The following is a 14,303-nucleotide window of genomic DNA, read 5'->3' on the forward strand; positions in this document are numbered from 1 at the left end:
GCTTTCCGGATCAGAAATCGACCTTCATGGCGATGCCCTTGGCAACCGCCAGATCAACCACCGCGGCGGCCACCGCGAGGTCCTGCAGGCCCACGCCCGTGCCGTCAAACAGCGTGATCTGATCGTGCGAGCTGCGCCCGGGATGGGTGCCATTAATCACTGCGCCAAGTTGGGCAACATCCGCTTCCGCGATCAGTCCGGCGGCAATGGCATGCTGGGCCTCGCCGATGGATATCGATTGTGCCACCTCGTCGGTGAAAACTGCCGCCTTGGCGAGCAGCGCGGCCTCGACCTCCTGCTTGCCTTTGGTGTCGGTGCCCATGCAGGCGATATGCGTGCCCGGTGAGACATGATCTGCCATCAGCGAGGGCGAAAAGGCCGATGTGATCGAGATGATGACATCCGCCTCAGCCATACCCTCAAGCTGCACCGCCTCGAAGGGCAGGCCTGCCTCGGTCGCAACTCTTTCGATTTTCGGCAGCATCTCGGGGTGGAAATTCCAGCCGATCACCTTGTCGAAATCGCGCTGTTCCAGGGCAGAACGGAGCTGGAAGGCTGCCTGATGACCGGCGCCTATCATTCCGATGACCGAGGCGTCCGGGCGGGCAAGATGTTTGATCGACACCGAGGACGCTGCCGCCGTGCGCAGAGCGGTCAACAGGTTGCCGCCGACCATGGCCTTGGCCTTGCCCGTGTCGGGGTCGAACAGGAAGACGGTCGATTGGTGATTGATGATCTCACGCTTCTCAAGATTGTGCGGCCAGTATCCGCCCGCCTTCAGCCCAAGGGTCAGACCGGCCTGATCAAAGCCCCCCTTGAAGCCATAAAGCGCGTCTTCGTGGCCGATCGCCTCGCGGACCACGGGAAAGTTATAGGCATCTCCGGCGGCCATGGCCGCAAAAACCTTTTCGACCGCCTCAAAGGCGGCCTCGCGCGTCATGAGATCGGCGATCTCGCGCTCGGGGACGATCAGCATATATGTGCTCCTTGTCGAAAAACCTCGTGCGCCCGCGTGCTTACCTTGGGTGGCCACTGCACGCGGGCGTCTTGATCCAACACCCTGCCGGACCCCCTATGCTGTTCAATACGCCTTGCCGCGCGCAGAGACCGGCCAGAGCGTTTCGACCTTTCCGTTCCGCACCCCGACATACCAGTCGTGCACGTTGCAGGTCGGGTCACAATGACCTGGCACCAGCTTGAGCTTGTCATTGACCTTGAGCACGCCATCCGGGTCGGCAACCACGCCATGTTCGTCGGAACATTTGACATATTCGACATCATCCCGGCCAAAGATGGTCGGCAGGCCGCTATCGAGTGACTGGGCCTTCAGGCCCGCATCGACAATGGCCTTGTCGGATTTGGCGTGGCTCATCACTGTGGTCAGAATGAACAGCGCGTTTTCCCACTCGCCCTGATCGATACGCTTGCCGTCCTTGTCCAGAATGCGCCCGTAGTCGGCGTCCATGAAGGCGTAAGAACCGCATTGAAGCTCGTTATAGACGCCCGAAGTGCTTTCGAAATAGTAGGACCCCGTGCCGCCGCCGCCGACGATGTCACAGTCCAGACCCTGTGCCTTGAGGGCGGTGACCGCCTCGGCGACCTGCGCCACGGCCACGTCGAGCTTGGCTTTGCGATCCTCGTAGCTGTCCATATGCTGCATCGCACCCTGATAGGCCTGAATGCCCGCAAATCTCAGCCCCTCGGCCGCGTCAAGCAGTTTGGCAATATCGACGACCTGCTGCGTGGTGGTCACGCCGCAGCGACCCGCGCCACAGTCGATCTCGACCAATGCTTCGATCTGGGTGCCGTGTTTGACCGCAGCGGCAGATAGCGTCGCGACGTTTTCCGGATCATCCACGCAGCACAGAACCCGCGCGCCCAGCTTCGGCATCCGCGCCAGACGGTCGATCTTGACCGGATCGGTCACCTGGTTGGAGACCAGAACATCCTTGATGCCACCACGGGCGAACACCTCGGCCTCGGACACTTTCTGGCAGCACACGCCGACCGAGCCGCCCAGCTTTTCCTGCAGCTTGGCGACATCGACGGATTTATGCATCTTGCCATGCACCCGGTGGCGCATGCCGTGGGCTTTTGCATAATCGCCCATTTTTGTGATGTTGCGCTCCAGCGCGTCCAGATCCAGCACCAGGCAGGGGGTCTGGATGTCGGCCTCGTCCATGCCGGGCAGGGCGGGAACATCAAAGCCCACTTCGAGGCCTTTGAAATTTGTCTGTGCGTTCATTGGGTTGGCTCCCTTCACTTGATCCAGGGCAGGCTGTCCAGATCGACATTCCCGCCGGTAACGATGACACCGACGCGCTTGCCTGCGAACCGGTCTTTGTTCTTGAGGATGGTGGCCAGCGGCACGGCAGAGCTTGCCTCCATCACGATCTTCATGCGTTTCCAGGTGAGCTTCATGGCGTCGACGATCTCATCTTCGCTCGCCGTCAGAATGTCGCTCACGTGGTTCGACACGAAATGCCAGGTCAGGTCCTTGAGCGGTACTTTCAGCCCATCGGCGATCGTGTCCGGCGCATCATCCGCGATGATGTGACCGGCCTTGAAGCTGCGATAGGCGTCATCCGCCTGCTCCGGCTCGGCAGCGATGATCCGGGTTTCCGGGGCCATGTGTGACAGGGTCAGGCAGGTGCCCGAAATCATGCCGCCGCCACCGATCGGCGCGACGACCATATCGACGCCGCCGGTCTGCTCCATCAGCTCGCGGCTACAGGTGCCCTGACCGGCGATCACGCGCGGATCGTTGTAAGGATGCACAAAATTGCCCCCGGTCGCGGCCTGCACCTCGGCAAACACTGCCTCGCGCGACGTGGTCGAGGGCTCGCATTCGGTGATGGTACCGCCATATCCGATGACCGCGTCTTTCTTGGCTTGAGGCGCGGTGCGCGGCATCACCACGTTGCAAGGGATGCCGCGGCGACCCGCCGCGTAGCTGAGCGACAGCGCATGGTTGCCCGAGGAATGGGTGCAGACGCCGTTACTGGCCTCGTCCTCGTCCAGGCCGAACACCGCATTTGAGGCACCGCGCACCTTAAACGCCGCCGCTTTCTGAAAGTTCTCGCATTTGAAGAACAGCTGCGCCCCGGTCAGTTCATCCAGGTAGGAGGAGGTCAGGACTGGTGTGCGGTGGATGAACGGGCTGATCCGGGTATGGGCGGCCAGCATGTCGTCATAGGTTGGAATATACATCGCGCTGTCCTTCATCACGCGGCATCCTTGTGCGCGAGCGAGGGGTGGCCCCGGTAATACTCCTGTGCCGCCGCAACGCCCGAGCCGAGCGTGATGTCGAGGCCAAGATCAGCCATGCACATCTCTGCCGTGGCGATGCCACTCAGGGTCATCACGTCGGTCAGGCTGCCCAGATGGCCGATGCGGAACACTTTGCCGGCAACTTCTCCCAGCCCGACACCAAAGGCGACGCCATAGGTTTCGGCCGCATGGGTCACGATATCGGTGGCGTTGAACCCCTCGGGCGTGCGGATGGCGCTGACCGTGTCGGAATAGAGCTCGGGGCTATTGGCGCAGAGCTCCATTCCCCAGGCCGCAACCGCCTTGCGCACGCCGCTGGCGATGCGGTGGTGGCGGGCGAAGACGTTGTCCAAACCTTCGCTCAGCAGCATCGCGCAGGCCTCGTTAAGGCCGTTCAGCAGACCCACGGCGGGCGTGTAGGGATAGGCATTGTTGGCATAGACCTTGGCCATGTCATGCACGTCAAAGAAGGTCCGGGGCAGGGTGCCCGTCCTGGTGGCGGCCATGGCCTTGTCGCTGAACCCGACAATGGCAAGCCCGGCAGGCAGCATGAAGCCCTTTTGCGACCCGGTGACGGCGACGTCCACGCCCCATTCGTCGAACCGGAAATCCATCGACCCGATCGAGGATACGCCATCGACAAACAGCAAGGCAGGGTGGCCCGCCGCATCCAGCGCGCGGCGCACAGCGGCAATATCGGATTTCACGCCGGTCGCCGTTTCATTATGGGTCGCAAGCACGGCCTTGATCCGGTGCTGCGTGTCGGCGGTCAGAATCTCTTCGTAGCGGTCGGCTGGCAGGCCATCGCCCCAGGGAGTCTCGACTATCCGCACATCCAGTCCATGGCGCTGACACATATCGATCCAGCGATGCGAGAACATGCCGTTGCGCGCGGCCAGAACCGTGTCGCCTGCGCTCAGGCAATTGGTCAGCGCCGTTTCCCAGCCGCCAGTGCCGGTGGAGGGAAAGATGAAAATCTCAGCCGATGCGCTTTTGAGCACCCTGCGCACCCCGTCCCGGGCCGGGTGCAGAATCTGCCCGAACAGCGGCGAGCGATGGTCTATGGTCGGCATATCGCAGGCTTTGCGCAGAGCTTCCGGGATGTTGGTTGGCCCCGGAATGAAAACAGGGTTTTGAAAGCTCATATCCATCTCCTTAGATCGTTACGCTGTTTCTAGCGCGATCCCGAACCGGGTGATATTTTTTTGAAATCGTTTTTCATTTTCGGTCGCTTTGGAATAATATACTGTTGTCAGCGCTTTACGTTTTTCATATTGTGAAAATGCTCTTCGCGAAAATCTGAGGCATTATATGAAATCTCAAAACAATGGCGAAACCAGCCCCCGTCGGGCGCGCGGCAGGCCGCGCGGCTGGGAGGATAAGACCGCGCAGAACACCATCAAATCCCTAGATCGCGCGATGGAGGTTTTTGAGTTTCTCAGCGAGGCGCAGGGCAAGGCGTTGACGGTGATTTCCGCCGAGATGGGGCAATCTCCGGCGACGGTCTACCGGGTGCTGGTGACGCTGGAGGGCAGGGGATTGGTCGAATTCGACCCGGTCGAGCAGGTCTGGCATATCGGGCCGCAGGCTTTTGTCATCGGGGCGCGGTTTCTCAGACGGACAAGCCTTGTCGACTGCGCGCGACCTTTGTTGCGCAAGCTGATGGAAGAGACCGGGGAAACGGCCAATCTGGGGATCGAAAAAGAAGGCTCTGTGCTGTTTCTGAGCCAGGTTGAGACCTATGCGAATATCCGGGCCTTCTTTCCGCCCGGCACCCTGTCACCGATGCATGCTTCGGGCATCGGCAAGGCGTTGCTGGCCGAGATGGATGAGGCGCGGTTGACCCGAACCCTGCAAGGCAAACCGTTTGAGGCGTTCACCGAATTTACCATCACCGACCTCGCCGCCCTGCGCGACAATCTCGCAGAGATACGCCGGGCCGGGTTTGCCATCGACGGGGAAGAGAAAAACCTCGGCATGCGCTGCATCGCGGCGCCGGTCTTTGACGTCAATGGCGAGGCGGTCGCCGGGATTTCCGTGTCCGGCCCGACCAGCCGCGTCGGCAGGGATGACATCGCGCGCCTGAGCGGCTCCGTGATGGAGGCTGCTCAGGCGCTCTCGCTCGCCATCGGGGGGCATGCTACTCGGCGGCGGACCTGAGAGGCGGGTTAGTTTTGGCCGTGCCCGCCAGCGGGCGCAGCGCCATGTGGCGGTTGACGTCCTTGTAGAGCAGATAGCGGAATTTGCCCGGACCGCCCGCATAACAGGCCTGCGGGCAGAAGGCCCGCAGCCACATGTAATCGCCTGCTTCGACCTCGACCCAGTCATTGTTCAGACGGTAGACGGCTTTGCCCTCCAGCACGTAGAGCCCATGCTCCATCACATGGGTTTCGAGGAAGGGAATGACCGCCCCGGGTTCGAAGGTGACGATGGTGACATGCATATCGTGGCGCAGGTCAGTTGGATCAACAAAGCGCGTCGTCGCCCATTTGCCGTCCGTGTCGGGCATGACCGTTGGTGCGATGTCCTGCTCGTTGGCGATGATCACGTCGGGGGCGGCCAGACCCGGCACAGCCTCATAGGCTTTGCGAATCCAGTGGAAGCGAAGCACCTCGTCCGAGGTGTTGCGCAGGGTCCAGTAGGATGATGGCGGCAGGTAGGCATAGCCACCTTCGGTCAGATGATGTTCGCCACCGTCCACAGTCAGGGATGCTGTGCCCTCGACGACAAACAGGACCCCTTCGGCACCCGGGTCGGTTTCGGGGTGATCCGAGCCACCGCCGGGCGCGACCTCCATGATGTATTGCGAAAACGTTTCGGCAAAGCCGCTCATCGGGCGGGCTATCACCCAAAGCCGGGTGTCATCCCAGAATGGAAGAAAGCTGGTCACGATGTCGCGCATCGTTCCTTTTGGAATGACGGCATAAGCATCGGTGAAGACCGCCCGATCCGTCAGGAGCTGCTCTTGACCGGGATGCCCGCCTTTTGGGGCGTAGTAACTCGTTGACATCAAGGCTCCTGTCTTTTGTGCGGCTTGGGTCAAATATGTTGGGCCGGACACCGGCTGGCCACCCGCATCGGGGTTACAGCACCTTTCGCATTCGCTTGATAATCCCGGCGCGCTGCTTGGAAATTCGTAAGGTGGTGCGGCTCACGCGTATTCCGGGACCCGGGCGCGAGTTGCGCGTATGGCGGAGGCGGTCTTGCTCGGCGTGCCGCTGACATAGACCTCTTCGATGGCCCTGTCATCGCCCATCATTTGCAGGATGAACAGCTCTTCGGACAAGGTCTCTGCGCGATCCATGCGCAGGGCCATCGCCTCGGTGCTGCGCGCGTTGAGGACGACGATATCAGCCTCGGTGCCGGGGTCGAGCGTGCCGATCTTGTCTTCCATCCCAAGGACGCAGGCATTGCCGCGCGTGGCCCAGTGGAAGGCCTGCAGCGGGTGCAGGGACTGGCCCTGCAGTTGCAGAACCTTGTAGCCCTCGTTGAGGGTCTGCAGCATGGAATAGCTTGTGCCCGCGCCGATATCGGTGGCGATCCCGTTGGTGATGCCGCGCGCGCGCAGACCGGCATTGTCGAAAAGCCCGCTGCCCAGAAACAGGTTCGAGGTCGGGCAAAACACCGGGTGTGCCCCGGTTTCGGCCAGCGCGTCGATCTCGCGTGGTTCAAGGTGGATGGAGTGGCCTAGCAAGGTCTTGGGGCCAAGCAGCCCGTAGGATTGATACACATCCAGATAGTCGCGGGCCTGCGGATAGAGCTCCAGCGTATATGCGATCTCGTCACGGTTTTCGGACAGGTGGGTCTGCACATGGCAGTCGCCGTGTTCCCGCACCAGAGCCTGTGCCATCTCCATCTGTTCGGGCGTGGAGGTGATGGCAAAGCGCGGCGTGATGACATAGCTTGACCGCCCGGTGCCATGCCATGCGTCGATCAACGCCTTGCTGTCATCATAGCCCGTCTGCGCTGTGTCCCTCAGAGCGGCGGGCGCATTGCGATCCATCATCACCTTGCCGCCCAGCATCCGCAGCTTTTTCTTTGTCGCTTCCTGAAAAAACGCGGTGACGGAGGCTTTGTGGACGGAACAGAAGGCCACTGCTGTTGTGGTGCCATGAGCGATCAGCTGGTCGAAGAACCTCTCGGCCATAAGCGCGCTGTGATCGGGATCGGCAAAGCGTGTTTCTTCGGGAAAGGTGTAGGTGTTGAGCCAATCCAGCAGTTGCGACCCCCAGGATGCAATCACTTGCACCTGCGGAAAATGGAGATGGGTATCGATGAAACCCGCCATCAGCAGGTGTGGCCGGTGGTCGATGACCTGGGCATCCGGGGCATGGGCCGTCACCTCTGTGGAGCTGCCGGTTTTTCGGATCAGCCCGTCACGGACCAGCACGGCCCCGTCTTCGATATAGCTATAGGCGCTGGTGTCCCCGCCATCTTTCGGCTCGGCGTGAAATGTCAGCACGCGTCCGCGCAGCACTGTCTGGGTCATGGTTGGTCTCTTTGCATCACCTGGAATGGGTCGGGGCGGCTGCTGCGCCGCCCCGGTTTGCGATCAGGCCTGTTGCGCAGGCGTGTCGTCGTCGATCAAATCGGGTTCGTCGGGGACGATGACCCGATGTTCCAGATCTCCCTTCGGCGCGAGCAGCGGGTAGAGATACAGGAACGCTCCTATGATCAGATAGCCGATGGTGATCCCGTCCATCTGCGGGGCCTGCAGCGTGAAGGAGTGGATCACCCCGATCGAGGACATCACCGCTGCCGCGATGGCGAAGCCACCCGCCATGCGGAAGCGCCCGTCGATCACGTCAGCCACGATTGCGCCCCAGATCAGACCGGTCAGGATGGCACCCTGGCTCAATGCCAGATGGCCCTCGTAATGCGCGCCTTCCATCAGCAGCGCTGCGGTCAGGCCCTCATCGCCAAGTGCGGGCAGGCCTTCGACGCCGGAACTGCGCAAGGCGTTCATCAGCGACCCCCATTTGACCATAAGGAAGGCCGAGATATGGGGCAGGATGGCAAAGGACACGGCGGCCATGTGCAGCGGTTTGACCGCCCAGGCGGTGTTGGTGATCAGGCTGACCGAAACGAAGACCAGCACCGGCGCAGCAGCCGCGATCGGGATAAGGCCCGCCAGGAAGGACAGGAACCCAAGGAAGGCCGCAGCGGCGATCACGACAGCAACGCCGATGATATAGCCCGCATGCGCGTCCAGACGCTTATAGGCCGGGTGCCCGATATAGACCGTGGTGGGGAAGGGCGAGCCGAACAGCGCGCCGATCATGGTGCCCGCACCGTCGGTGACCTGACACAGGCCGACCGGATAGTGATCGCCCGCCGCTTCGGCGGATTCCACGTTGTTCATGGTCTCGATGAAATTGTAGATCTGCACCGGGATCAGGACGAGGAACAGTTCCGGGTTGGCAAAGAGATACTGCACCCCGGCAATCAGGTCGCCGAAATAGGGAATGGGCGGATAGAACCCCATGCCGCTGGCGTCGAGTTTTGCCTCTCCCAGGATGATCGCGATGATGGTGCCTGCCCCGATGGCCACCAGACCGGCAGGAATGTTGCCCGGCAGACGGAACCGCCCGATCAGCCCCCACAGGATGAACAAGAGCGATGTGAAGCCGATGATCGGGTGCTCGAAAATCTCCGCAAGCGGCACCGATCCGATGAAGACCAGCGCGATACCACAAAGCGTGCCCAGCATCCCCGCGCGCGGCGTGATGCGCTTGAGAAACGGCCCTACGATGGCCCCAAGAGCGGCAACGATGCCTCCCATGAACCCCGCGCCGATACCGACCTGCCAGGCCAGCAGCGGGTCCTGTGTGGCCCAGTAGATCGGTCCGATTACGCCGAAGAGATAGACGAACATCACCGGTGTCGAGATGCCATAGGGCAGGGCGGTCACGTCTTTCCCCTGCAGGTTTGCGGCCCATTTGGCCATGTAGGTATAGACGGCGACACCGGCCAGGATGGCGATGGCGGCACCGGGAACGATGCGGCCGAACACGATCTCGGCGGGCATCTGAAATACGAACTGACAGACCCCGGAGAGGATCAGCAGATTGACAAGGTTATCGGTGAACAGCGCCCAGAAGGCGCTGAAGTCGCTGCGCGTAAACAGCTTGTAGTCGTAGGTCCTCCCGTCCATGACGGTCTCCTCCTCTGATGGAACCAGCCCTCGCTCTGACGGTGTCAGCCCGAAATCCCTTGCTGGTTTTGGTGTTGTCCCGACGCGTATGCGTCGGGTGCCCCGTAAGAGGCGGTTGCGGCAGTTTCAGAGGTCAATTCAGCCATCACTTCGGCCACCACGAAGGAGGCGATGATGCTGGGCCGCTTGTCGCGGCTACCGCTTGCCCCGATGGGGCAATTCAGATGTTCAATTGTCTGGCCATCGCAGTGCTTGCGCGCCCAGTTGCGGAACTTGGTCCGCTTCGTGGCTGATCCGATCATGCCCACATAACGCGCGTCGCCACGCTCCAGTGCGGCTGATGTCAGCAGGAAGTCGAGACCGTGATCATGGGTCAGGACAATGAACGCGCTGTCCTTTGGGGCGGTCATGATGTCGACCTCGGGGATGGCGCTGACGCGGCATTCCACGTCGGCCTGGCAAAGCGCGATCTCCTGCGCGCGGGTGTCGATCAAGATGCAGCGCACCGGCAGGTGCTGGAACAGATTAGCCAGCGCCCGCCCGACATGGCCGCCGCCCATGACATAGACATGGGGCGGGGCGGCATCGGCGTCGCCTACGCGTAGCAGGGCGGCGCGCTTGTCAGATGCGCGCATGCGCGACAGGGACAGTTCCACCCGCCCGCCGCAGCACTGCCCGATTTCGGGGCCCAAAGGCACATCCATGTCCCTGTTCAGGATGCCCGCGCTCAACATGTCGCGGGCTTGCTCGATGGCGAGATGTTCCAACTGCCCGCCGCCAATGGTGCCCCAGAGTGCTTGCACCGAGACAAACATCTCGGTCCCTTCATTGCGGGGTGACGATCCGCGGACTCGGGTGAGCGAAATGCGGATCACTGGGCCTTGGACCTGTAGAAAGGTCGACAGGGATTTGGACGTGCGGGCCATATCCTACCCCCCGTTTCTGAGCCGGGTGACGGCCATCAACACGCGTTCTGGCGTGGCAGGCGCGTCCAGGCGCGGGCAGGTCTTGTAATCGGCCACCGAGGCGACCGCCATCGACAGCGCCTCGAACACCGATATGCCCAGCATGAAGGGCGGCTCGCCCACGGCTTTGGAGCGTTTGACGGTCAGCTCGCGGTTTTCCGACCAGTCGGCGAGGTTCACGTTGAACACGCGTGGCCGGTCCGATGCCAAGGGGATCTTGTAGGTCGATGGGGCATGCGTCCGCAGGCGGCCCGCCTCGTCCCACCAAAGCTCTTCGGTGGTCAGCCACCCCATCCCCTGAACAAACGCGCCTTCGACCTGACCCTTGTCCAGCGCGGGGTTCAGCGAGCGCCCGACATCATGCAAGAGGTCCGTGCGCTCGACCCGATATTCGCCGGTGAGCGTGTCAATGACCACCTCGGAACAGGCCGCGCCATAAGAATAGTAGTAGAACGGGCGGCCTTGCCCCTTGTCCCGGTCCCAGTGGATTTTCGGGGTTTTGTAGAATCCGGCGGCGGAGAGCTGTATCCGCGCCAGATACGCCTGTTTGATGAAGGCGTCGAAGGGAATGACCTGCGCGCCCACATGAACATCATTGGCAAGGAACACGACCTCTTCGGGGGCGACACCCCATTTCTCGGACGCAAAAGCAACCAGACGCGCCTGAATCTGTTTGACCGCCTCCAGTGCGGCCATCCCGTTCAGGTCGGTCCCGCTGGAGGCGGCCGTGGCGGAGGTGTTCGGCACCTTCTCGGTTGTGGTTTTGGTGATCTTGATCCGGTCAATGTCGACCTGGAACGCTTCGGCGACGATCTGGGCGACCTTGGTATTCAGCCCCTGGCCCATCTCGGTGCCGCCGTGATTGAGGTGGATCGAGCCGTCATTATAGACATGCACCAGCGCACCGGCCTGGTTGTACCAGGTGGCGGTGAAGGAGATGCCGAATTTCACCGGGGTCAGCGCGATGCCCTTTTTCAGCGCCAGTGAGCTGGCGTTAAAGGCGATGATCTCCTGCCGCCGCTTGCGGTATTCGGCACTGTCTTCCAACTCACCCACAAGGCGGTCGATGATATTGTCCTCAACCGTTTGATGATACGGCGTCAGATCGCGGCCCTTGCCGCCATAGAAATTGGCTTTGCGCACATCCAGCGGGTCCTGACCGGTCGCATAGGCGATCTCTTCGATGATGCGTTCCGCCGCGATCACTCCCTGCGGGCCACCAAAGCCACGGAAAGCCGTGTTCGACACGGTGTTGGTTTTCATCGGATGGCTGGTCAGGCGCACATTGGGATAGAAATAGGCGTTATCGGCGTGAAACAGCGCACGGTCGGTCACCGGGCCCGACAGATCGGCGGAGAACCCGCAGCGGGCGGCAAAGCTGCCATCCACCGCCTGAATATGCCCGGTTTCATCGAAGGCCACGTCGTAGTCGATCACAAAATCATGCCGCTTGCCGGTTGCGGTCATGTCCTGATCGCGGTCGGGGCGGATTTTGACGGCGCGGTTCCACTTCTTGGCGGCGATGGCGGCGACGGCGCAGAACAGGTTCATCTGGCTTTCCTTGCCGCCGAACCCGCCGCCCATGCGCCGGACATTCACGACCACGGCATTTGAGGGCGCGCCCAGAACATGCGCCACCATATGCTGCGCCTCGGAGGGGTGCTGGGTCGAGCAGTGTACAACGACCTCATCGTCCTCGCCGGGAATGGCAAAGGCGATATGGCCTTCGAGATACATATGGTCCTGACCGCCCACATGCATCCGCCCCTTGATGCGGTTGGCTGCGGCCTTGATGGCGGGGGCGATGTCGCCGCGTTCAAGCTTGAGCGGTTTCGTCACAAAGGGATAGCCCGCTTCCTGCGCAGCAAGCGGGTCGAGCGCGTGGGGCAGCACGTCGCAATCGATCTGCGCCAGTTCCGCCGCGCGGCGTGCCGCGTCGCGGGTTTCGGCAATGACGGCAAACAGAGGCTGACCGTGGAACTGAATCTTGTCGGTCGGGAAGACGGGCTCATCGTTCAGCCCGGTGGGGCTGATGTCGTTCACGCCGGGCACATCTTCGGCCGTCAGCACGCCGATCACGCCCGGCGCGGCCTTCACAGCAGAGAGATCGATGCTGTTCAGTGTGGCATGGGCCACATCCGAAACGCCCAAGTAGGCATGCAGCGTGCCTGCGGGCAGCGCGATATCGTCGGTGTAATCCGCGCGGCCCGTGACGTGCTTGATGGCGCTGTCATGAATGCGGTCGCTATGGGCGGTGCCCTGGACGGAAACGGTATCTTTCATCTTGTCGTCTCCTTGCAATCAGGCAGAGGCCAGCTGGATGGGGGTCGCGGTTGCGGAATCATGTTCAAGGAAGAACCGGCGCAGCAGATTCTGGGCGCAGAGCATCCGGTAGTCGGACGAGGCCCGCCAGTCGCTGAGCGGTGTGAAATCCTGTGAAAGCGCGGCGGCGGCCCTATCAAATGCGGCTTCTGACCAGATCTGGCCGATCAGGGCCCGTTCAGTCGCAGCAGCGCGTTTTGGCGTGGCGGCCATGCCGCCAAAGGCGATGCGGCAGGTGGTGATAATGCCATCGGTGACACTCACGTTGATCCCCACCGCAACGGAGGAGATATCCTCATCCCGCCGTTTTGAGATCTTGTAGGCCGCATTGTGCTGGTTCGGCTCGGGAAGCGGAATGCGGATGGTTTCGACGAATTCTCCGGCCTGCCGATCCTGTTTGCCGTAATCGACGAAAAACGCCTGCAGCGGCAGGGTCCGGCGGTCAGAGCCGCGCCGCAGCGTGATCTCTGCCCCCAGCGCGATCAGGACCGGCGGCGTGTCACCGATTGGCGAGCCGTTTGCGATATTGCCGCCAACAGTGCCCATATTGCGCACCTGCCATCCGGCAATGCGGTCCCAATAGGTCGAAAGATGCGGCAGGTGCCGGGACAGCGCGTCCTGACAGTCGGTATAGCTCGCTCCGGCACCGATCAGCAGGTCGGTGCCCTGGGTTTCGACGCTCTTCAGGTCGTTCAAGTGACCGATGAAGATCGCCGGGCCGATATTGCGCAGGAATTTGGTTACCCACAGGCCGACATCCGTGGCCCCCGCGACAATTGTCGCGTCGGGATAGCTGAGAAGGCAGTCGGCAAAATCATCCACGTCCGCCGGCAGAATGCTGAGATTGTTCTCTGGGCCCGTCACAACCCGTTTGCCGTCCCGCAGCGCTTGCAGGCGGTTTGTGATGCTGTCGCGCTCCGTATTCAGATGATCTGCGGCTGGCGAGCCATAGCGGCTGACGGCGACAGCGGCGCGGATGATCGGCTCATACCCGGTGCAGCGGCACAGATTTCCCTGCAGCGCGGTTTCAACCTGCGCCTCGGAGGGTTCGGTGGTCTCCATCCAGAGCGCGTAAAGCGACATGACAATACCGGGCGTGCAAAATCCGCACTGGCTGCCATGGTGGTCGATCATGGCCTGCTGAACCGGGTGCAACCGTCCGTCAGACCCAGACAGATATTCGACCGTCACCACATGGCAACCATCGACAGAGGCCAGAAATCGGATGCAGGCATTGACGGGCGCATAGATCAGGCCAGCATCGCTCAGCCGTCCAACAAGAACGGTGCAGGCGCCACAATCGCCTTCGGCACATCCTTCCTTGGTGCCGGTCAGGCGGCGTTCCAGCCGCAGGTAGTCGAGCAGCGTCTGGCTCGCGCCAACATCGCTGAGTGAAACATCCCGGCCGTTCAGTACAAATCGTATCTCACTGCGATGCGCCATCTTCGTCGTTTCCCGCTGCCCTGGTTGCAAAACGTCACGTCCGGGGCACTCTAAAGCGGCGCATTACGGTAAAAAACCGCTGCAAACGGCAAATACTTTCAACGTTTCGTTGAAAGTCAGCGGTGAAAAGGGCAAGCTGCAAGCGCTGA

Annotated in this window: 11 protein-coding genes; 1 reads left to right on the top strand and 10 read right to left on the bottom strand. The window is 61.7% G+C overall.

Annotation, left to right across the window (positions count from 1 at the left end):
• Positions 1-10: 10 nt before the first annotated feature.
• The 4 genes from bhcD to bhcA all read right to left on the bottom strand — a co-directional run bounded on the left by bhcD (position 11) and on the right by bhcA (position 4,415).
• On the bottom strand, positions 11-976 hold the full coding sequence (gene bhcD, locus Q5Y75_RS17750; protein WP_306199949.1) for an iminosuccinate reductase BhcD: 966 nt from the start codon (positions 974-976) through the stop codon (positions 11-13).
• 105 nt (positions 977-1,081) lie between these two features.
• A complete protein-coding gene (bhcC, locus tag Q5Y75_RS17755) occupies positions 1,082-2,245 on the bottom strand; it encodes a 3-hydroxy-D-aspartate aldolase BhcC (protein WP_306199952.1) in 1,164 nt (387 codons plus the stop codon).
• Positions 2,246-2,259: 14 nt separating this feature from the next.
• Positions 2,260-3,225 carry a beta-hydroxyaspartate dehydratase BhcB gene (gene bhcB / locus Q5Y75_RS17760; RefSeq protein WP_306199955.1) on the bottom strand — a complete coding sequence of 322 codons (966 nt, stop codon included), beginning with the start codon at positions 3,223-3,225 and terminating at the stop codon, positions 2,260-2,262.
• On the bottom strand, positions 3,225-4,415 hold the full coding sequence (bhcA, locus tag Q5Y75_RS17765; protein ID WP_306199957.1) for an L-aspartate--glyoxylate aminotransferase BhcA: 1,191 nt from the start codon (positions 4,413-4,415) through the stop codon (positions 3,225-3,227). Before bhcA ends, bhcB begins: the two co-directional genes overlap by 1 nt.
• 166 nt (positions 4,416-4,581) lie before the next feature.
• On the opposite strand from bhcA, the gene bhcR reads away from it, so the two are divergent.
• Positions 4,582-5,430 carry an HTH-type transcriptional regulator BhcR gene (gene bhcR / locus Q5Y75_RS17770; protein WP_306199960.1) on the top strand — a complete coding sequence of 283 codons (849 nt, stop codon included), beginning with the start codon at positions 4,582-4,584 and terminating at the stop codon, positions 5,428-5,430.
• On the opposite strand, the gene Q5Y75_RS17775 is transcribed toward bhcR, so the two are convergent.
• From Q5Y75_RS17775 to xdhA, 6 genes are all read right to left on the bottom strand, one after another.
• A complete protein-coding gene (locus Q5Y75_RS17775) occupies positions 5,411-6,280 on the bottom strand; it encodes a bifunctional allantoicase/(S)-ureidoglycine aminohydrolase (RefSeq protein ID WP_306199963.1) in 870 nt (289 codons plus the stop codon). The genes bhcR and Q5Y75_RS17775 overlap by 20 nt on opposite strands.
• Positions 6,281-6,421: 141 nt before the next feature.
• A complete protein-coding gene (gene guaD, locus Q5Y75_RS17780; RefSeq protein ID WP_306199968.1) occupies positions 6,422-7,759 on the bottom strand; it encodes a guanine deaminase in 1,338 nt (445 codons plus the stop codon).
• Between the two features lie 63 nt (positions 7,760-7,822).
• A complete protein-coding gene (locus Q5Y75_RS17785) occupies positions 7,823-9,424 on the bottom strand; it encodes a xanthine/uracil/vitamin C permease (RefSeq protein ID WP_306199971.1) in 1,602 nt (533 codons plus the stop codon).
• 44 nt (positions 9,425-9,468) lie between these two features.
• Complete coding sequence (gene xdhC, locus Q5Y75_RS17790) at positions 9,469-10,350, bottom strand: xanthine dehydrogenase accessory protein XdhC (protein ID WP_306199974.1); 882 nt, start codon at positions 10,348-10,350, stop codon at positions 9,469-9,471.
• Between the two features lie 3 nt (positions 10,351-10,353).
• On the bottom strand, positions 10,354-12,672 hold the full coding sequence (xdhB, locus tag Q5Y75_RS17795) for a xanthine dehydrogenase molybdopterin binding subunit (protein WP_306199977.1): 2,319 nt from the start codon (positions 12,670-12,672) through the stop codon (positions 10,354-10,356).
• Between the two features lie 18 nt (positions 12,673-12,690).
• Positions 12,691-14,154 carry a xanthine dehydrogenase small subunit gene (gene xdhA, locus Q5Y75_RS17800; RefSeq protein WP_306199980.1) on the bottom strand — a complete coding sequence of 488 codons (1,464 nt, stop codon included), beginning with the start codon at positions 14,152-14,154 and terminating at the stop codon, positions 12,691-12,693.
• Positions 14,155-14,303: the final 149 nt, after the last annotated feature.

The sequence above is a fragment of the Ruegeria discodermiae genome (assembly GCF_030758345.1).
In the GTDB taxonomy this organism is placed as follows: Bacteria; Pseudomonadota; Alphaproteobacteria; order Rhodobacterales; family Rhodobacteraceae; genus Ruegeria_C.

Bases quoted from the DNA above. Each gene is read 5' to 3' on its own strand.
- bhcD (WP_306199949.1), bottom strand. From the start codon at position 976: ATGCTGATCGTCCCCGAGCGCGAGATCGCCGATCTCATGACGCGCGAG.
- bhcC (WP_306199952.1), bottom strand. From the start codon at position 2,245: ATGAACGCACAGACAAATTTCAAAGGCCTCGAAGTGGGCTTTGATGTT.
- bhcB (WP_306199955.1), bottom strand. From the start codon at position 3,225: ATGAAGGACAGCGCGATGTATATTCCAACCTATGACGACATGCTGGCC.
- bhcA (WP_306199957.1), bottom strand. From the start codon at position 4,415: ATGAGCTTTCAAAACCCTGTTTTCATTCCGGGGCCAACCAACATCCCG.
- bhcR (WP_306199960.1), top strand. From the start codon at position 4,582: ATGAAATCTCAAAACAATGGCGAAACCAGCCCCCGTCGGGCGCGCGGC.
- Q5Y75_RS17775 (WP_306199963.1), bottom strand. From the start codon at position 6,280: ATGTCAACGAGTTACTACGCCCCAAAAGGCGGGCATCCCGGTCAAGAG.
- guaD (WP_306199968.1), bottom strand. From the start codon at position 7,759: ATGACCCAGACAGTGCTGCGCGGACGCGTGCTGACATTTCACGCCGAG.
- Q5Y75_RS17785 (WP_306199971.1), bottom strand. From the start codon at position 9,424: ATGGACGGGAGGACCTACGACTACAAGCTGTTTACGCGCAGCGACTTC.
- xdhC (WP_306199974.1), bottom strand. From the start codon at position 10,350: ATGGCCCGCACGTCCAAATCCCTGTCGACCTTTCTACAGGTCCAAGGC.
- xdhB (WP_306199977.1), bottom strand. From the start codon at position 12,672: ATGAAAGATACCGTTTCCGTCCAGGGCACCGCCCATAGCGACCGCATT.
- xdhA (WP_306199980.1), bottom strand. From the start codon at position 14,154: ATGGCGCATCGCAGTGAGATACGATTTGTACTGAACGGCCGGGATGTT.